This window comes from Streptomyces sp. NPDC005774 (assembly GCF_042871645.1).
GTDB lineage: Bacteria > Actinomycetota > Actinomycetes > Streptomycetales > Streptomycetaceae > Streptomyces > Streptomyces pratens.
The window spans coordinates 21,561-39,842 of sequence record NZ_JBIAIV010000059.1 but is presented as its reverse complement, the minus strand read 5'-3'; the positions used below and the strand labels follow the sequence as shown (position 1 = coordinate 39,842).

The 18,282-nt window shown below is 72.3% G+C and carries 17 protein-coding genes and 1 pseudogene; 5 read left to right on the top strand and 13 right to left on the bottom strand.

The window, feature by feature from the left end:
* Positions 1-136: 136 nt before the first annotated feature.
* Together ACFYQA_RS34035 and ACFYQA_RS34030 are read right to left on the bottom strand one after the other, a co-directional pair.
* Entirely contained in the window at positions 137-1,108 is a 972-nt protein-coding gene (locus ACFYQA_RS34035) for an MBL fold metallo-hydrolase (RefSeq protein WP_388926289.1), read from the bottom strand.
* A gap of 161 nt (positions 1,109-1,269) precedes the next feature.
* Entirely contained in the window at positions 1,270-2,244 is a 975-nt protein-coding gene (locus ACFYQA_RS34030; protein ID WP_388926286.1) for a serine hydrolase, read from the bottom strand.
* A 265-nt stretch (positions 2,245-2,509) separates the two neighbouring features.
* Between ACFYQA_RS34030 and ACFYQA_RS34025 the strand changes: the two genes are divergently transcribed.
* Positions 2,510-3,469, top strand: a complete 960-nt coding sequence (locus ACFYQA_RS34025; protein WP_388926305.1) for a LysR family transcriptional regulator — start codon at positions 2,510-2,512, stop codon at positions 3,467-3,469.
* Positions 3,470-3,628: 159 nt separating this feature from the next.
* Here the strand turns inward: ACFYQA_RS34025 and ACFYQA_RS34020 are convergent, their stop codons facing one another.
* From ACFYQA_RS34020 to ACFYQA_RS34005, 4 genes are all read right to left on the bottom strand, one after another.
* The gene (locus ACFYQA_RS34020) at positions 3,629-4,204 is read right to left on the bottom strand and encodes a hypothetical protein (protein ID WP_388926283.1); all 576 of its coding nucleotides are present in this window, start codon (positions 4,202-4,204) and stop codon (positions 3,629-3,631) included.
* 3 nt (positions 4,205-4,207) lie between these two features.
* Positions 4,208-5,917, bottom strand: coding sequence for a cytochrome c oxidase subunit I (gene ctaD / locus ACFYQA_RS34015; RefSeq protein ID WP_388926280.1), 1,710 nt, complete (start codon positions 5,915-5,917; stop codon positions 4,208-4,210).
* A gap of 645 nt (positions 5,918-6,562) precedes the next feature.
* The gene (locus ACFYQA_RS34010) at positions 6,563-8,638 is read right to left on the bottom strand and encodes a glycoside hydrolase family 5 protein (protein WP_388926276.1); all 2,076 of its coding nucleotides are present in this window, start codon (positions 8,636-8,638) and stop codon (positions 6,563-6,565) included.
* A 107-nt stretch (positions 8,639-8,745) separates the two neighbouring features.
* Entirely contained in the window at positions 8,746-9,639 is an 894-nt protein-coding gene (locus tag ACFYQA_RS34005) for a LysR family transcriptional regulator (protein WP_388926273.1), read from the bottom strand.
* Positions 9,640-9,740: 101 nt separating this feature from the next.
* Between ACFYQA_RS34005 and ACFYQA_RS34000 the strand changes: the two genes are divergently transcribed.
* On the top strand, positions 9,741-10,139 hold the full coding sequence (locus tag ACFYQA_RS34000; RefSeq protein WP_360036916.1) for a nuclear transport factor 2 family protein: 399 nt from the start codon (positions 9,741-9,743) through the stop codon (positions 10,137-10,139).
* Between the two features lie 66 nt (positions 10,140-10,205).
* Here ACFYQA_RS34000 and ACFYQA_RS33995 read toward each other — a convergent pair.
* Positions 10,206-10,606: pseudogene (locus tag ACFYQA_RS33995) on the bottom strand (RidA family protein).
* 114 nt (positions 10,607-10,720) lie between these two features.
* Between ACFYQA_RS33995 and ACFYQA_RS33990 the strand changes: the two are divergent.
* Positions 10,721-11,101, top strand: coding sequence for a winged helix-turn-helix transcriptional regulator (locus tag ACFYQA_RS33990; RefSeq protein ID WP_388926269.1), 381 nt, complete (start codon positions 10,721-10,723; stop codon positions 11,099-11,101).
* Positions 11,102-11,163: 62 nt separating this feature from the next.
* Here ACFYQA_RS33990 and ACFYQA_RS33985 read toward each other — a convergent pair whose 3' ends face one another.
* From ACFYQA_RS33985 to ACFYQA_RS33970, 4 genes are all read right to left on the bottom strand, one after another.
* The gene (locus ACFYQA_RS33985; protein ID WP_388926266.1) at positions 11,164-11,517 is read right to left on the bottom strand and encodes an SCO4225 family membrane protein; all 354 of its coding nucleotides are present in this window, start codon (positions 11,515-11,517) and stop codon (positions 11,164-11,166) included.
* A gap of 48 nt (positions 11,518-11,565) precedes the next feature.
* Positions 11,566-12,249 carry a response regulator gene (locus tag ACFYQA_RS33980; RefSeq protein ID WP_388926263.1) on the bottom strand — a complete coding sequence of 228 codons (684 nt, stop codon included), beginning with the start codon at positions 12,247-12,249 and terminating at the stop codon, positions 11,566-11,568.
* Positions 12,246-12,737 carry a hypothetical protein gene (locus ACFYQA_RS33975; RefSeq protein ID WP_388926260.1) on the bottom strand — a complete coding sequence of 164 codons (492 nt, stop codon included), beginning with the start codon at positions 12,735-12,737 and terminating at the stop codon, positions 12,246-12,248. Before ACFYQA_RS33975 ends, ACFYQA_RS33980 begins: the two co-directional genes overlap by 4 nt.
* Positions 12,738-13,203: 466 nt before the next feature.
* Entirely contained in the window at positions 13,204-13,893 is a 690-nt protein-coding gene (locus ACFYQA_RS33970; protein WP_388926257.1) for a hypothetical protein, read from the bottom strand.
* 75 nt (positions 13,894-13,968) lie between these two features.
* Between ACFYQA_RS33970 and ACFYQA_RS33965 the strand changes: the two genes are divergently transcribed.
* The gene (locus ACFYQA_RS33965; protein WP_388926254.1) at positions 13,969-14,139 is read left to right on the top strand and encodes a hypothetical protein; all 171 of its coding nucleotides are present in this window, start codon (positions 13,969-13,971) and stop codon (positions 14,137-14,139) included.
* Between the two features lie 126 nt (positions 14,140-14,265).
* Here ACFYQA_RS33965 and ACFYQA_RS33960 read toward each other — a convergent pair whose 3' ends face one another.
* Entirely contained in the window at positions 14,266-14,889 is a 624-nt protein-coding gene (locus ACFYQA_RS33960) for an ABC transporter (protein ID WP_388926251.1), read from the bottom strand.
* Between the two features lie 172 nt (positions 14,890-15,061).
* Here ACFYQA_RS33960 and ACFYQA_RS33955 point away from each other — a divergent pair, with 172 nt between their 5' ends.
* Entirely contained in the window at positions 15,062-15,283 is a 222-nt protein-coding gene (locus ACFYQA_RS33955) for a hypothetical protein (protein ID WP_055608812.1), read from the top strand.
* 979 nt (positions 15,284-16,262) lie between these two features.
* On the opposite strand, the gene ACFYQA_RS33950 is transcribed toward ACFYQA_RS33955, so the two are convergent.
* Entirely contained in the window at positions 16,263-18,182 is a 1,920-nt protein-coding gene (locus ACFYQA_RS33950) for a copper resistance CopC/CopD family protein (protein WP_388926248.1), read from the bottom strand.
* Positions 18,183-18,282 lie beyond the last annotated feature (100 nt).

Sequence of the window (18,282 nt, the reverse complement as noted above, 5' to 3'; positions counted from 1 at the left end):
CGACCGGCTCACCACCAGCCTGGCCGGCGGCTACGGCATCAACCTCTACCTACCGCCATAGGCTCCGACCCGATCACAACGGACCACCGCTAACCGGCGTCCCCGGGCCGGATGCGCCCTCGCCAGGCGCCCGGTCTCACCGGCGGCTTCCTCCCGGACGCATGGCGGCGTCGTACACGGTGCGGTAATCCGGGACGACGATCCGCGTCGCCGGAGACGCCTTCTCGACCTGGGTGAGGAACGCTTCCAGGTCCATCGACGGGTCTCGTACGAGGGAGCCGCTCAGTGGCACCTCGAAGTTGTCCCAGTGGACGGGGACGACGACGCCCGGGCTGTCCAGCGCGCGCAGCAGCCGGGGTACGTACCGGTGGGTGGCGGTGCCCGCGGGTACGGCGATCATCGCGAGGTCGGGGCGCAGGCCCCTCACCGCCCGTTCGGAGAAGTCGCTGGCGCCCATGAGGAACGCCGACGGACCGCTGTCCCCGGCCGTCACTCGGAAGGCGAGGGTGTCGCCCTCCGGCAGGTCCGAGATGGTTTCCGGGGCCGTCACGGGCGGGGCGTTCAGCGTGCCCGGGGCGAAGTAGGCGCACTTCTTGTTGCGGCTGTGCAGGCTCGGCACGACCTCCACGGTGATCCCCCCGCCGAAGTCCAGCACCTCGCCGCCCTTCACCACGGAGATCTGTCCCGGGTCGACCCCCAGGGAAACCAGCAGGTGGTAGGTGGTCTCGGTGCCGACGACGCGGGCGCCGGTGGTTCTGGCGATGTGCGGCACGTCGCCGAGGTGGTCCCAGTGGGAGTGGCTGACCAGGACGAGTTCGGGGCGGCCGATGTGCGCGTCCACGACCTCCGGCCGGGTGCGCAGACGGGTCCCCGGGTCGAAGGCGCCGTCGAAGAGGCCCGTGGGGAAGCGGGTGAGATACGGATCGAAGAGTACGGTCCGGTCGCCGACGTCGATGCGCCAGCCGGCGGTGCCGAGCCAGCGCCATGATGCCGAACCGGCGGCTCGGCCACTGCCACGGGCGGGGGCGGCCGTGGCAGCAGCGGTGGCAGTGGCGGCCGTGGCCGGGATCAGCGGGGAGGCCGCGCCGAGCGCGGCGCCGCGCAGCACCGTACGACGGTCGAAGCCCCGTCGAAAAGGCGCGTCCGGTCGGTCCGTTCGGTCTGTGACACGTGTGTCCTGGGTCATGGCGTCAGAAGATCAGGACGCCAACTACCTTGTCCAAGACCGTAATTCGGCTACACCGATATGCGAACGCATATGCGCTCCGGTCACCGGCCCGCACCGCGCAGGAAGCCGACCGCGATTCCGGCCGCCCTGCCCGCCGCGGCGTCCACCGTGGGGCGTGAAGCGGCCAGGGCGTGCGTGCGGGCGAAGACGGCGACCGCGTAGCACCCGCCGTCGGGGTAGCGGACGACGCCCGCCTCCATGTGCAGTCCCGGCAGGGTTCCGGTCTTGGCCGCGACCGTGACGTCGTCCGGGAAGCCCGACACCAACCGGTGCCGGAAGACTTGACGCGCCATCAAGTCACGTACGAGCGAGCAGGCTTCGGGCGGGCCGGCGGCGTCGGTCCAGATGAGCCGGAGCAGCCGCGTGATCTCGCGGGGCGTGCTCGCCGTGGTGCGGCGGGGATCCAGCACGGCCAGCCGTCTCTTGCGGTCGTCCGGCAGGGCGGGGTAGCGGACGGCGAAGTCCCGCTCGTCGCGCGCCCCGACCTCCGCGAGCATCGACTCCAGCAGGTCTCGCGGTCCGCCCACGATCCGGGTCCGCTCCAGGCCGAGTTCCGCCGCGAGCAGCCGTACGGTGTCCAGGCCCACGCGGGCCAGCAGCAGGTCGGCCGCCGAGTTGTCGCTGACCGACATCGCGAAGTGGGCCAGGTCGCGCAGCGACAGCTCGACGTCGTCCAGACAGCCGGCGGTCCCCCAGCCGCCGAGCCGGTCGGCCGCGGTCACCCGCACCCGCTCCCGCGGGTCCAACTGGCCGGCGGCGACCTGCCGGGCGAACTCCAGGACCAGCAGCACCTTGAAGATCGAGGCGATCACGACAGGGTCGTCGGCCCCGATGCCGACCTCGCACCCACCCGGCTCCTCCGCGCCGGCCGCCGCGCCGGCCCCTGCCGCGGACTTCGCACCCGCCCCGGCACCCGTCTCCCCGAGCGCCCCCGCAGGCTCGTGGACCGGTACCGCGTGCAGCCGGCCTTCGGCCCCCGCCTCGGCGAAGACCTGTCGGATCCGCTCCTCGATCACTGTTTCTCCTCGGTCCTCGGTCCCGGTCCTCGGTCCTCGGTCCTCGGTCCTCGACCATCGGCCCCGCCCCTCGCCCTCGGTCACCTGCCCCCGGTCACCGGCCCCCCGGCACCTGATCATCGGCCCGTCCCGGTCGGTGGTTCCGTCCGGTCGTCAACGCGTCGCGGCCGACGGTCCTTCGGACCCGGCCACCGTCCGGGGGACCCGGCCACGGATGCGTCATCCTCACCACGGCCTTCCCGTAAGGTCATCGACCGTGGATCTCTTGCGCCACCTGCGCCTTTTCGTCACCGTAGCCGACGAGTTGCACTTCAGTCGGGCCGCCGAGCGGCTGGGCATGGCACAGCCGCCCCTCAGCCAGGCGATCCGCAGGCTGGAGAGGGAACTCGGTGCGGAGTTGTTCGACCGCTCGCAGCGTGGCGTCCGCTTGAGCGCCGCGGGGGCGGTGCTGCTGGACGAGGCCCATGAACTGCTCGCCCGGGAACAGCGGTTGCGCACCCTGGCCCACCGCGCCGCCGACGGTGGCCTCGGCACGCTCCGCACGGGCGTACCGCCCGACACCACGGCCGCCGTGCTGTCCGCCCTGCTCGCCTCCTGCACGCACCACGCCCCCGGGCTGTCCGTGGACCTCCAGGAGGTCACCACCGAGGAGCAGGTACGGCTGCTCTCCTCCGGCGGGCTGGACGTCGGACTCGTGCACCATCCGGTCGACACCACCGAACTGCGGCTCGGCCCCGAGATCTCGCTCGATCTGGGTGTCGTCCTGCCGCGTACGTCGCCTCTGGCAAGGTTGCCGGAAGTGGCGCTCGGCGAGCTCTCCGGCCACGACCTGGTGCTCTTCCCACGGGCCCACGCGCCCGGCTGGTACGACCGGATCCTCGACGTGTGCCGCGCGGAGGGCTTCGTACCCGGCCGGGTACGGCACGCGTCGAACCCCGAGTTCCTGCTCGCGCTGGTGACGGCGGGACACGGCGTCGCCTTCGACCAGGGGCCGGTGGCCCGCAAAGAGCCCCGCGTCGCCTGGCGGCCCCTGGCCGGCCGCCCCCTCACCCTGCGCATCAGCGGCGCCTGGCCCTCCGGCCGCGGCGCTCACCCGGCCGCCCGCCGCTTCGCGGAACTCGCGGCCGACGTCCTGGCCCGCGACCACACCGCGACCCCGTGGCGCGACGGTGTTCCCCGCCCACCGGACGATTCCCCGCGCCCGTGGTCGGTGGTCTACGGATAGGATCTTTTGTTTGAATCAGTCCGGATCAGAGAATATTCAGCCCGATTCGGCCTGATTCAGCCTGATCAAGGAGCGGGGGCCGGTGCCGTGCCCGTGCGTCGCACGGCTGATCGAGCGCGCAGGAGCGCGTCTGCGGAGACGGGCCATCGTCCCGGGACGTCATGTCGTTCGCTCCCCTGCCGTGCGGGCCGGGGCGCCGTGCTCGCGGTGGTGGGTTCTGCGGGTGGCCGTGAGGGCGAGGGCGGCGGCGAGGGACAGGGCGGCAAGGGTGAGGGGAGTGGCGGCGGCCGGCCAGAGCGGGGCCGTGTCCTGGCCGTGGGCCCAGAGGACGCCTGCGGCCGTGGCCGTGGCCGCGACCAGGCCCCCGGTCAGGACGACGGCGACGAAGACGGTGCGGGAACGTTCGGGAGGACCGGACCACCCCAGTTGTGCCCAGATGCGGGCTGCTTCGCGTGCGCCGCGTCGGCGGTGGACGGCCGCGCGGGTCCACAGGCCGGTCGTGGCGGTCGCGCCCGCCAGGGCCGCCGCGCAGGGCGGCCACCAGCTGTCGGTCAGGAGGAGGAGTACGGCGACGGCGGCGGCCGTGCTCCAGCCGCTGAGGCAGGCCACCGCCCCGGTGCGGCGGGAAGCGGGCCGGTCGGCCCCGGCCCGCAGATCGGCGAGGGCCGGCAGGTACCAGACGGAGCCGGCCGCGGTCACCACCGCCGCACCGAGGGCCAGGACGGAATGGGCCATGGTTCAGTTCACCGCCTCGAGGGCGGTGATCTCCGGGTGGTGGAGGTCGAAGGCGGGGGATTCGGAGCGGATGCGGGGCAGGGAGGTGAAGTTGTGGCGCGGGGGTGGGCAGGAGGTGGCCCATTCGAGCGAACGGCCGTAGCCCCAGGGGTCGTCGACCTCGACCTTCTTGCCGTACTTGGCCGTCTTCCAGATGTTGTAGAGGAACGGCAGGACCGATATGCCCAGCATGAACGACCCGATGGACGACAGGGTGTTGAGGGCGGTGAAGCCGTCGGCGGCCAGGTAGTCGGCGTAGCGGCGGGGCATGCCCTCGACGCCCACCCAGTGCTGGACCAGGAAGGTGAGATGGAAGCCCACCGTGAGCGTCCAGAAGGTGATCTTCCCGAGGCGCTCGTCGAGCATCTTGCCGGTGAACTTCGGCCACCAGAAGTGGAAGCCGGCGAACATCGCGTACACGACGGTGCCGAAGAGCGTGTAGTGGAAGTGCGCCACCACGAAGTAGGAGTCGGTGAGGTGGAAGTCCAGCGGCGGCGAGGCCAGGATGACGCCCGTCAGACCGCCGAAGAGGAAGGTCACCAGGAAGCCCGTGGCCCAGAGCATCGGTGTCTCGAAGGAGAGGCTGCCCTTCCACATCGTGCCGATCCAGTTGAAGAACTTCACTCCGGTCGGAATCGCGATCAGGAAGGTCATGAAGGAGAAGAACGGCAGCAGCACACCGCCCGTGGCGTACATGTGGTGCGCCCACACCGTCACCGACAGGCCCGCGATCGCGATCGTCGCGCCGATCAGGCCCATGTAGCCGAACATCGGCTTGCGGGAGAAGACCGGGAGCACCTCGGAGACGATGCCGAAGAACGGCAGGGCCAGGACGTAGACCTCCGGATGCCCGAAGAACCAGAACAGGTGCTGCCACAGCAGGGCGCCGCCGTTCGCGGCGTCGAAGATGTGCCCGCCGAACTTCCGGTCGTACTCGAGCGCGAAGAGCGCCGCCGCGAGCACCGGGAACACCATCAGGACCAGCAGAGCGGTCAGCAGGACGTTCCAGGTGAAGATCGGCATGCGGAACATCGTCATGCCGGGAGCGCGCATGCAGATGATCGTGGTGATGAAGTTGACCGCGCCCAGGATCGAGCCGAAGCCGGACAGGGCCACGCCCATGATCCACAGGTCGGAGCCGATGCCCGGGGAGTAGAGCTCGCTGGACAGCGGGGCGTACAGGAACCAGCCGAAGCTGGCGGCTCCGTCCGGGGTGAGGAAGCCGCCGGCCGCGATCAGTGAGCCGAGCAGGAACAGCCAGAAGGCCAGCATGTTCAGCCGCGGGAACGCCACGTCCGGTGCGCCGATCTGGAGCGGCATGATCCAGTTCGCGAACCCGGTGAACAGCGGCATCGCGAACATCAGCAGCATGATCGAACCGTGCATCGTGAACGCCTGGTTGAACTGCTCGTTCGACATGACCTGCAGACCGGGCCGGGCCAGCTCGGCGCGCATCAGCAGCGCCAGCACACCGCCGACGGCGAAGAACACGAACGCGGAGACCAGGTAGAGCGTCCCGATCCGCTTGTGGTCGGTGGTCGTCAGCCAGTCCACCCACGACGCGCGCGTTGTCTCCGGCGCGGTGTTCCCGGGGCGCCCGAGCGCCTCGCCCGCGCCGGGGGCCACGGCGTGCGCCCCCGCGGTCCCCACCTCTTGTATCTGCCCCTCGGCCACCGCCGGTGCCCTCTCCTTCTGCTCACGCTCCGCTCCTGTCCGTAGGTGTTCGGACAGGCGTCGGCGAGCCGGGAGATGCCGAGTGGACGGGAGTGGACGCGACGCTTCCCGGCCGCTGCCACATGATCGCCGCCGGGGCAGGGGGGTCGGACAGGGCCGAACAGTCCCCACTGTCCGCCGGGCGGAGGGACCAACGGCCCTGATGTGCCCGGCGGTGCGGAACGCGCTCTCGTCGCCGGGCCGTCCGTCCGCGCCGGCCGGTGCGGCCTGTGACGGCGTTGGCGCCGTGACCGGTCCGAGGTCTCCGCGGTAACGGCTTACGCCCGGACATCTCCCGGCCGCGGACGCCCATCGCGGCGCCCACCCACCCCTGACGGTCGGCTCGTGCGGCAGGCAGCACCGAGGCGCGCGGCCGGCGCGCACAGAGGTTCCGTCCTCGTCCGCGCCTTCCCCCGCAGCACACGACCGCCGTCCGACGCCAGTGCGCCACGCTTCGGATCATCTGGCCGTGTTCGCGCACACCGCCATGCCACGTACGGACGCAACCTCGTGGCTGGCCCCGCGGAATCGAGCGACCGGCACGGGTCAGGCCAGGTCAGGTCAGGTCAGGTCGGGTCAGGTCAGGTCAGGTCAGGTCAGGTCAGGTCAGGTCAGCTTGCGGCAGTGCAGCGCGTCCGGGGTACGGGAGGAGCCGAGACGGCCGGTGTAGGCGATGCCGGCCGCGTACTCGTCGGCGGCGCACTGGCCCTTGTAGTGGCCGTGGGCGAAGTCGCCGCCCTGGGGGGACGGGCCCCTGTTGTCGCCGCGGTCGAACCAGACCGTACGGCCGCTCGTGCCGGTGATCGCGCCGGTCCGGGCGGCCGCGCACAGGACGGCGGAGACGGCGGCGCCGCGGACGCTGTAGCCGGTGAGGAAGTGGCCGTCGGGGCACTGGAGTTTGGTGTATCCGGAGGCCCAGTCGCCGCTGGATCCGACGTGCCGTTCGTCGACGACCACCTCGTGCCCGCCGGTCGGAGCCCACAGGGGTCCGGCGGTCACGTCGGAGCACAGGCCGCGGTTTCCGGTGTGACCGAGGCCGAGAAGGCGCTGCCCGTCGGGGCAGACAGCCTTGCGGGCGCCGGAGTTCCAGTCGGGGAGCGCGCGCATGCGCCGCGAGGCGATGAAGTCGGCGTGATCGGGGCTGAGCATCGACCAGTCGGCCACCGGGGCGATGCGTCCGGTGCGGCCCGGGGCCCCGATGAGCCGGGTCCAGGCGGCGGCCCGCCAGTCGTCGCCGTCGTACGGGCCCATGCGGTGGCCCGCGGCGTCCCAGTGCAGCAGCGCCCAGCCGTTGCCCCTGCGGTTGTCGTGCCGGCCGACGAGCGGCCAGTACGCGAAGTCGGCGTCGGTGCGGATCAGGTGGTCGACGAAGTTCTCGAACCAGGCGCGTTGCTTCGCGCCCGTCTCCTCACGGCCACCGACGCCGAACTCGCTGATCCAGACGGGGGCGGTGAAGTGCTGTTCCCCCTCGGCGGTGACGTAGAGGGCCTGCCGGTTCAGGACGTCGGTCAGCTCGGCGGGGCTCAGGTCCTGGTAGCGGGGGTCGGTGGTCTCGCCGATTCCGGTGGCGCCGCTGTGGTTCGGGCCGGTGTAGCCGTAGAAGTGGGCGGAGTACACGAGTTTGCCGGAGTCGACGAGCGTGTGCGAGAGATGGCGTACGGGCTCCAGGGTGGGGCGTCCGTGCGCGAACCCGTCGACGGGGATGCCGGTCCAGTTGATGCCCTCGACGATGATGAGAAGGTCGGGGTCGGCTTCCGTCAGGATGCGGTCGCCCACGCGCTGGGACGCGGTGAACCAGTCGTGGTGGTCGCCGAGGCCCCAGTTGGGGTCGTCCCAGACGGTCCGGCGTACCTCGTTGTAGAGGTCGGCGCCCACGACGCGCTGGTTGTCCCGGTAGCGGCGGGCCATGAACAGCCAGTCGCTCTCCCAGGCCTCGGTGGACCGGCTCGCGTTCCAGCGTTCGTTGCCGTCGACACCGCAGCACCAACGGGTGGTGTTGGTGTGGTTGTTGAGGATCACCGCGAGTCCGGAGGCGGTGAGTTCGCGGACCACGAAGTCGTAGACCTCGAGCGGGGTCTTCCCCCGCAGGGTGGGGTTGGCGGCGACGGCGCCGTCCGTCACGGTACGGGTGTCGTGGATCATCTCGTTGGAGAAGGGCAGCCGGATGCTGTTGATCCCGATCTCGTGGAAGCCGGAGATGATCTCGGCCATGGGGGCACGGTCCAGGCCGAGGGGGATCCGGCCGGCGTTCTCGCCCGCGTGCTGGTTGGCGTCGTCGTCCACGCTGCCCGAACCGTTCCATGTGCCGCTGGCACCATGCCAGTTGCCGGAACGCAGCTTGAAGCGGTCACCGTCCGCGTCGACGATCCAGCGGCCGCGCGTGCTGAGCGGCGCGGACCAGTCGGGGGCGGAGACTGCGGGCGCGCCGGCCGCGGCAGACGCAGCGGCCGTGGCGGACGCAGCGGCCGCGGCAGACGCAGCGGCCGCGGCAGACGCAGCGGCCGTGGCGGCCGTGGCAGACGCAGCGGCCGTGGCGCTCGTGCCGGCCGTCGTCGCGGGGTCGGAGACGGAGGGGGGTCCGCCTGCGGACTCCGGTGTCGTCGCGGTGGCGGCGGCAGCGGGCGTCACGGGCGCCAGCAGGAGTACGGCGGCCAGGGTCGCCCTGCAGAAGGATCCGCGCACGGTCACCGTCCCGAGGACTGAGTTGTCATGGCGACGTCATCATGACGGACAGGGCGCCATGGGTCCAGGCCTACGGAGGAGGCCTGCGGGACCGGCCACCCGCACGGTCACGCCGGGGCGGGCTCGGCGAACGCCCGTCGACTGTGGTGCAGCAACTCCCTTACCGCGGAATTGCTTTGGCCGCCCTTCCAGACCAGGGCGAGCATCACCGGTGTGTCGACGTCGTCGACGAGGCGGGCGGTGAGCCGGTCGCCGTGGCCCGCGGCCATCGACTCGCTGAGGACGGCGACACCGAGTCCGCGGGCGGCGAGGTCCGCGACGGCGTCCGCCGCGCCGGCCTGCAGCGCGATCACGGGCCGGAGGTCCTGTGCGGCACAGGCCAGGTCGAACGCCGTGCGCAGCCCTGTGCCGGAGGGCATGCAGACGATCGGGTGGGCGGCCAGGTCGCGCAGCGTGACCCGCCGCTGTCGCGCCAGGGGATGCCCGGCCGGGACCGCTGCCACGAGCCGCTCGCTGATGATCGTCAGCGCCTCCAGCCCGTCCGGGGCGGTGGTCGCGGTTCCGACGAGGGCCAGGTCGACGGTGCCGGCGCGTACGCCCTCGACGAGCCGGTCGGAGTTGTCCTCCAGCAGAGCGATCTCCACACCGGGATGTGCCCGGTGGAAGGCGGCGAGGGCGTCGAACAGCGGGGTGACCGTGCAGCCCAGGACCATCCCGACCGTGAGCCGGCCCCGGAGCAGGCCGGTGACCTCACCCACCGCCCGGCCCACCGCCCCGGCCGCGGCGAGCGCGGCGCGGGCGGGTCCGAGCGCGGCCTTTCCCGCGACGGTGAGGGTGACGGCACGCGACGACCGGTCGAACAGCTCGGCGCCGAGTTCCCGTTCCAGCCGGCGGATCTGGGCGCTGACCCCGGACTGGCTGATGCGGACCCGCTCGGCCGCCCGCGTGAAGTTCCGCTCCTCGGCGACCGCGACGAAGTACTCCAGCTGCCTCAGTTCCATGACTGTGGATTCTAGTTCCCAGCAGAACCATCTGTTGGACTTCTGGCCGGTGGGCGACCACGCTGGAGGCATCGAAGTCCGAGCGAGGTCGGGAGGCAGCCATGCCGGGAACACCGGGGCACCAGCACGAGGACGGGTCCGCGTACGAGAAGGCCATGCGGCCCGAGGACATCACCCGCCTGTTCGTCGAACGGTCCAACGCCGGTGACGCGGCCGGAGTCGCCGCGCTCTACGAAGAGGACGCGGTGATGGCGTACCCGCCCGGCGACCGGACCGTGGGCCGGGAGGCGATCCGCGCACTGTGGGAGAAGGTGCTGGCCCACCGCCCCCGCTTCGAGCCGGAGCAGCCGCTTCCGACCCTGGTCAGCGGCGACATCGCCCTCACCTCGACGCCGCCGGGGGACGGGGCGGGTGCCCGCGCGCAGGTCGTCCGGCGCCAGCCCGACGGAAGCTGGCTGCGCCTGCTCGACCAGCCCGAGTTCGTGTCGCCCGCCCGCTGACCCCTTCGGCCGCGTGACCTCGTCGCCCGGCCGCCGCCCGGCCGCCGACGGACGCGGTTCTCGGACCTACGCCGCCAGCCCCGTGTCGACGACGCAGCCGATCTCGACGATCTGACCGGGGAACGTCAACTCGCTGACGCCGACGACGGTGCCGACCGGGTGGTGGCCGCCGAAATGCGCCCGGTTGCCCGCCGCCACCGCATCGGCGTTCCGCAGCAGGTTCACCACGTACAGCGTCTGCGAGACGATCCGGTGGCGGGTGACGCCGTAGTGGTCCAGAGCCCTGTCGATGGTGGCGCAGGTCAGCCGGAGCCGGGCCGCGAGGTCCTCGGGGTGACGGAACGCGCCCTCCTCGTCGAGGGAGAGCTGACCGACACATGGATCAGGTCGCCGGACCTGATCGCCTGCGCATGGCCGAAGCCGCTCTCGGCCGGGACATCGTGGCGGAGGACATCGGTGGTGGCCATCGTGCGCGTCCTTTCGGTGCGGTGCGCACTCGTGCTCTCTTGTGGTTACTCAGGCACTGTAGGAGAGTCAGCACTGACCTGGAAGAACGCACTTTTCGGTGACGGGGGAACCGTATGGGAACCAAGCAGTACACGGGCTCGCCCGAGGACGCGGACCTGAGGCGCGCGGACTCCCTGGCGCGGGAGATCTTCTCGGACGTCGCCAACAAATGGGCACTGCTGATCATCGAAGGGCTCGGTGACCGGACCCTGCGCTTCAGCGAGTTGCGGAACGCGGTCGAGGGCATCAGCCACAAGATGCTCACCCAGAACCTGCGCATGCTGGAGCGCTACGGCCTGATCGAGCGCACGGTGTACCCCACCGTGCCGCCCCGGGTCGAGTACACCCTCACCGGGCCGGGCCGCGGTCTGCTCGCCACGGTCGACGGCATGTGCGAGTGGACGCACCGGAACCTCGGCCACATCGACGCCGCCCGCCACCGCTTCGACAACTGACGACACCTGCCGGCGCCTGCCGGGATCGTGACGCCAGGGGGTGGCGCGCGGGACCCCGCCGCTCAGTCGGCGGGGTCCCGACGGCCGCCGCGGCGCAGTGTGCGGGCGCACCAGCAGATGACCGCGGCGTTGACCAGCGCGCCGCCGGCCACCGCGCCGATGAACGTCATGGCACCACCCGGCAGCCCGAACAACACCAGGCTGACCGGGGCCGTGGCCAGCAGCGGGATGACTCCGGCGAAGGAGGCGTCCTCCCCGGCGCCGACGACAGCCACCGTGATCGCCCACACGAGCAGGGCGGCACAGAGCCCGAGGTAGACGAGGGCGAGGACATCACCGAAGAAGACGCGGCGCAGCCAGTGGAAAAGGGATCCGACAGGCCGCCCAGGTCTGGCGGATCGGCCGGAATCGGTCATGGCGGTGGGTCTTTCGATATCAGAGGTGTCGGAGATGATCGGGGTGGGTCAGAGGTGCGCGCCCGGCGGGTTCGGGTGGGCGAGGCCGACGTCGTACGCGAGGATCGTCGCCTGCACCCGGTCGCGCAGCCCGAGCTTGCGCAGCAGCGCGTTCACATGGGACTTCACCGTGCCGACGGTGATGCCGAGTTCGGCACCGATCTCCATGTTGGTGAGCCCGGACGCCACGAGGGTGAGGACGAACCGCTCACGCGCGGTCAGGCTGTCCAGCTCGTGGTGGTCGCTCGCGTCCTGGATCCGGGTGGGCTCACCGGACGCGTAGTGGCCGATGAGCCGGCGGGTCGCGGACGGGGAGAGCACGCTCTCGCCCGAGGCCACCACCCGGATGCCCTGGAGCAGTTCGGAGGGGTGCACGTCCTTGAGCAGGAAGCCGGAGGCGCCGGCGCGCAGCGCGTCGAAGACGTACACGTCGAGGTCGAAGGTGGTCAGCACCAGGACACGGGGCGCGTTCTCCCTGCCGGTGATGATCCGGGTGGCGGCGATGCCGTCCAGTTCGGGCATCCGTACGTCCATCACCACCACATCGGGGGCCAGTTCCTCCGCGAGCCGTACCGCGGCGGCACCGTCGGCGGCCTCGCCGACGACGGTCATGTCCTCCTCGGCGCCGATCACGGCGGCGAACCCCGCCCTTACGATGCCCTGGTCGTCGACGACCAGCACCTTGAGGCTCATCGTTCCCCCATCTCCTCGTCCCCCTGCTCGGCGACCGGCGCACCTGCGGCCTCCGGGCCCGGAGTGAGGGGCATCTGGAGGCGGACGGTGTCCGCCGGGCCGGTGGTCACCGTACCGTCGAGTGCCGCGACCCGTGCCGCCAGCCGCTCCCGTACGAGGCCGCGGGTGGCGCCCGGCACCCCGGTGACCGTGAGCGTCAACGAGCCCTCGTGCGCGTCGAATTCCAGGAGCGCCGGTCCCTCACCGCTCGCCGCGAGCACGGTCTCCGCCGCATGGTACGCGGTCAGGTCCACGGCGGTGGGCAGCCGTCCGGGCACCCGGTCGGTCAGCCGTATCTCCACGTCACGGCCGGTGGCCCGGCACTGGTGGGCGAGCAGGTCGAGGGCCTGGAGGGTGGGCTGCGGCCGCCGCGCGGCCTCCGTCCCGCCCTCCCGGACCGTGTCCAGGAGGGAGCGCATCGCGGCCAGGGCCTCACGGGCACGTTCCACGGTCCCTCGAGCCGACCCGCCTCCGCCTCCGCGACCATGTCTGCGGTGCGTGCCAGCACGGTGCTCTCCAGCCCGGCGGCGATCCGGCGGCGCTCGGCCCACGCGTCCCGGACAGCCTCCTCGGTCCAGGCGGCGAGACGTTCGTCGCGCGTGCCCCGCGCGGCCCGGTCGCGCCGGCCCCGCAGGATCCCGCCCCGGCGGGCCGCGCCGACCGCCACGGACGCCCCGGCCGTCGCCAGCACGGCGACCGTCCAGACGGGGGCCGTCGTGCCCCGGTCCAGGACGGCGGCGGTCGCCGCCGCCGCGTGCACCGTCACCGCCACGACCGAAGCGACCACCGCGGTCACCGCGGTCACCGCGGCGGGCCCGCTCCCCACAGCCACCGGGGCGGGCGCGGACGGCCCCCGGAGGGGGACGGGCCGACGGCCGTACGGGCCGCATGCGCGGCGTGGGCGGCGAGCGCCCCTCAGGTGGCGAGCATGCTCAGCGCGGGCGGCAGGACGACCGGCCCGGTGTAGTCGCCGACCGCCATCGCCACCGGCCACAGCGGGGCCGACGCGATCAGGGCGCCCGTGGCCGCGCGGGGCGCCCGGCGCAGCCACAGCAGCGCGACCGCCTGTGCCGCGGCGAGCAGTGCGAAGAACGCGCCGGCGGACACCGTCGATCCGCTCGGCACGTCCTCCGACCTGATGATCATTACGGGGAGGAGCGGTTGGAGGATAAGGCCGGCCGCGGCCGTCAGCTGCGCCAGGCGGTAGCCGCGCGGGACGGACCGCTTGACCGGGGCCGCGGTCCGGCCGGGCAGGACCGCCGCCACCTCCCAGCCGCCGTCCGCGGTCGGGCCGCTGGTCAGCGTGCCTCCCGTCTCCCGCGCACGGGACCGCAGGAAGGCCGCGCCGCGTCCCCCGCCGAGGTTCGCACCGTGCGCCGTCGCCCCGGTCGGCGGTGCCGAGCTCGTGACCACGATGTCCGTCCGCGTGTCGCCGTACTGGCACCGCACCCTCGTGTGCGCGCCGGGGGCGTGCCTGGCCACGTTCGTCAGCGCCTCGCGCACGATGCCGAAAGCCGCGTCGGCGATGGTGCCGTTCGGCAAGGGGCCGATCTCGTGGTCCACGTGCCGTCCCAGTCCACGGAACCCTTCGACCAGGTCCCTCAACCGTTCCTCCGGTGAGGGCACTTCCCCGCGCAAGGGTGAAGGCGCCCGTACCGAGCCGAGCGCGCGGGTGACCTCGTGACCGGTTCCGACGGCGAACCGGAGCGCCTCGTCGGCCAGTTCGGGACGACTGTCCCGAAGCCCGAGCGCCGCCCCCGCCGTGACCACCACGGCCGTCAGATGGCGACGGCCAAGGACGGTGACACCCTGTTCGTGCCCTCCGCCGCCACCTTCGAGGTCGAGCACTGACCCCTCGAGCACTGACCCGTCGAGCACTGATCCGTCACGCGCTGATCCGTCACGCGACGGCCGGGCACCTGACCTCCGACAGGGCCCGGCCGCGCACGGAACACGGCGGCGACGGGCCGGCCGGGCTCAGTCCAGGACGTGCCGCAGGTAGGACCGCGGGTCGGCCAGGTAGCGGCGCCAGTGCTCGACCAGGGCGAGCTCGTCCCAGGCCGCCCGGCGCATGCCGTGGTCGCCGACCTCGATGATGTCCGCGCCGGGCAGGGCGGTCAGCAGCGGAGAGTGCGTGGCGCAGATGACCTGGCCCCCGCTCTTCACCAGCCGGCCGATGTGGCCGAGCAGTTCCAGGCACGAGGTGAAAGACAGCGCCGCCTCCGGCTCGTCCATCACATACAGTCCGGGATGGGAGAACCTCCCCCGCAACGCCGCGAGGAAGCCCTCCCCGTGGCTGACCGAATCCGGCGCGAACCCTTCCCGGTCCAGCGCGTCCAGCGCCGTCTCGGCGCGCAGGAAGAATCCCTTGCGGGCGCGCCAGCTGCTCAGCATGTGGCGTCCGCGCGGTGCCGCGTCGAAGCGGATCCGCTCGCCCAGTACCGACTTCGGGCGGTGACTGGCATAGCGCCAGTCGTGCGAGCCGCCCCAGGAGTCCAGCCCGAAGCCTTCGGCGAGGGCCTCGACCAGGGTCGACTTGCCCGATCCGTTCTCACCGACCAGGTAGGTCACCGGCTCGGTGAGCCGCATTCCCTCCGCCACGAGTCCCCGCACACAGGGCACGGACCACGGCCATTCCCCCTCGTCCCCGTCGGGCGAGACACCGGGTACGTACGCACGTTCGACGATTACTCCCCGAGTTTCCCATGAAGCCGCGAGTAGTGAACCGTGGACGGCGGTAGCAAGCGGCGCTCGCAGGCCCATACTGGAGACAATGACAAAGCCAGTTGCACCGAAGCGCATTCTGCCCACCAGCCCCTTCAAGGCCCCGGTCGCACCGCCGCCCAAGCACTTCGCGGTGGGTGACCAGGTCACGCACGACATGTACGGTCTCGGCCGGGTGATCGGCATCGAGGACGGAATCGCGGCACTCGTGGATTTCGGTTCGGCGCAGGAACGGATCCTGAGCCCGTACGCCAAGATGAGCAAGCTGTAGTCGCACCTGTAACTGTGGCCGAGACTGCCGCCGCGACCGATGTCGCAGCCGTAGCAGCGGCTCCAGGACCGCCGGGCCCGGTCACCACACGCACATGCCAGACCCCTTCATGGCCCCGCACCGAATCGGAGACCTCTCATCGACACGACCTCGCTGTTCTCCGCCCCGGAAGGGGCGCCGCGCCAGGCCACCGCAGCGCCCCCCCGTCCGGAGGCGGACCCCTTCCAGGCCCCGGACTTCGGGGAGGACGAGTCCTTCCTGTTCGAGGAGGAGCAAGCCTTCTTCCCGGACCTGGACACGGGTACGCCCCACCGCAAGGCGCGCTAGGCCGCAGCCGCGTGAACAGGCACGACAGACCCCGGACTGCATGGCAGCCGGGGTCTTCGCCGTGCCACGGGCCCGGCTCCCCGGTCGGGCGTCCCGGCTCCCGCGGACAGGCCCGCCGAGACGTCCGACCGGGACTTCGAGGGGCGGGTCTCCCGGCTCCCGGTCGGCGCCGAGCCGGTTCGTCACCGGTCCACGGCCTGGCGCGATTCCCTGCACGTCCCCGGACGCCACTGCCGGGGCAGAACGTTCCCGCTGGACGCCGTCCGCCGTGCCGCCGTGCCGCCGCGGGGTTCTGCCCCGGCGCGGCCGAACCGGCCGCTGTGCCTGGTACGCACCGCGCTTCCTGCGCACGTTCCACAACCGCTACGGCCTCGACGGAGGCGAACCCGAACCCGCCTCCACCGCCGGGCTCGGGTCCGGGTCCGCGGGCGTTCCCGGCCCGGCCTCCGCTCAGCAGCCACAGCCTCGGCCGCCCCACATGGAGAAGCCGACGGGGGGTCCGACCTCGGCAGCCCGGAACCCGGTGGCAGCCGGACTTCCGCCCGCTCCACGGCCGCCGAGGAACGCCGTACCGCGTGGCCGGCGGGGCCACGCGGCCGGATTACCTGGTCCGTGAGCCCCTCGCCCGTCTCCTGCCGGATGCCGGGGCGGCTCAGGGTTCGATGCGCAGAGGGTGGGACTCGGTCACCTGGTCCACCTCCGAGACCCTGATCGTCGCCTTCATCGTCCAGGTGCCCGGCAGGGGGAGGTTGAGGTCGCTGGTGGCCCAGTAGCCGCCGCGGTCGGTCAGTCCGGCGTCGATGGGGCCGATGTCCTTCTCGGCGAGGGTGAAGGAGAGGCGGAGTTCGGGGACCGAGTCCAGGGCGCCGGTGGGGCCGAAGGCCACCGCCTGAATGCCGTTCTCACCCACCCGGCCCGGGTCCAGAGTGATCTGCACGCTGCCCTTCCCGCCGGGGACGTCGAGGGCGTACGGGATCGTGACCACCGTCACCGCGGGCAGGCCGGCGATCGGGGCTGCCTCGGTCGCCGCGGCCTCGGCCTCCGCCCGGGCCGGGAGGGTGCTGGTCAGCACCGTCGTGACCAGCAGCACCACGACCGCCACCACCGCTTCCACCAGGACGGAGACGCGCAGGGCGCGGCGGTGGCGGTCGAGTGGCGGCTCGTCCGGGTCGTCCGGGTCGGACGGGGCGTTCAGGTCGGACGCGCCCGGGCCCGGCGACGGGGAGTCCGTGGCGCCGTCGCCGGTGGCGGGCGGCGCGGGGCCCGTGGACGGCACCTTGTCGGGAGTGGCGGAGGCCACCAGTTCCGGGATCCGTTCCCGCACGGCCGCCACCGTCCTTTCTTCGACTTTCTCCGTCTCGTGCTCCACGGTTGAGGCTGCCGAGGCCGCCGTCACCAGGCCGAGCGTCAAGCGGCGGGACAGGCCCGCCGCCAGCAGCAGTGCGGCCGTCACCACGAGCTTGACGATCAGTGTTTTCCCGTACGCCGAGTCCGCGAGCGCCGACCAGGAGCCGAGGCCCCGCCAGGACTGGTAGACGCCGGTGACGACGAGGACCGTCACCGAGAGGAAGGCGAGGCGGGAGAAGCGGGTGACCGTGGCGACGGGCGGCGGGGTGCCGGCGCGGAACAGGATGACGAGCAGCGCCGTGAGGCCGCCGAGCCAGCAGGCCATCGCCAGCAGGTGCAGTACGGACGACGTCATCGCCACCGGAACCTGGATACCGGCCGAGGCGTGCTCGGCCGACGCCCACGTCAACGCGAGAGCGACGGCCAGGACGGTGCCCAGGGCGAGCCGGGCGGGCGGTGTCCGGCCGTCCGGCTCGCCCTGGCCCTGCCGCAGGCGGGGCAGGCGCAGGAGGACCGCCGCCACCAGTGCCAGCAGGGCGAGCCGGGTCAGCAGCGCGATGCCCGGACGCGCGGTGAGGACGCCGGTGAAGGCCGAGAGGTCGAACGCGGTCGCCGGGGATGTTCCGTTCTCGTACGGAGCCCTCAGCACGAGCAGGACCGCGGTGGACGTCAGCAGCGTCCACCAGCCGGTGACCAGCGGCATCCGCAGCACGGTGGTGTCCGGCGGCCGGCACAGGGCCACGAACGCCACCGTGCCGATGAGCAGCGCGGCGGCGATGTACGCGAGATGGCGGCCGGTTTCGTAGAGGCTCGCGGTGATCGGGTGCTCCGCCGGGGTCGCGGGCGCCACCGGTGCGGTGGGCGAGGGTTTGCCGATGGAGAAGGTGAAGGCACCGGAGACGGGGTGGCTGTCCGCGGAGACCACCCGCCAGGCGACCGTGTAGGTGCCGTCGTCGAGCCCGCCGGGCAGGCCGATGCGCGCGGTGTCGGACCTGCCGTCGGCGTGCTCCGGCTCGTCCAAAGGCACCCGGTGGTTGTCGGGGCTGTAGATCCGGAACGAGTCGTCGAGCAGGGCGACGGACTCCGTGAAGGTCAGGGTGACGTGCCGGGGGGCGGACTTGACGACGCTTCCGTCCCCGGGGTCGGCTCCGCGGAGCGCCGCGTGGGCGCTCGCCGGTCCGGCGCTGCCGAGGAGGAGCAGGACCAGCACGGTGCCCAGCAGCACCAGCCCTTGAAGCCGCCGGGTTCCGCGACCGGACGTTCCGCGATCCGTTGCCCGGCGACCCGTTCCGTCGCCCCGTCCGCCCGCACCTCGTCCGCCACTG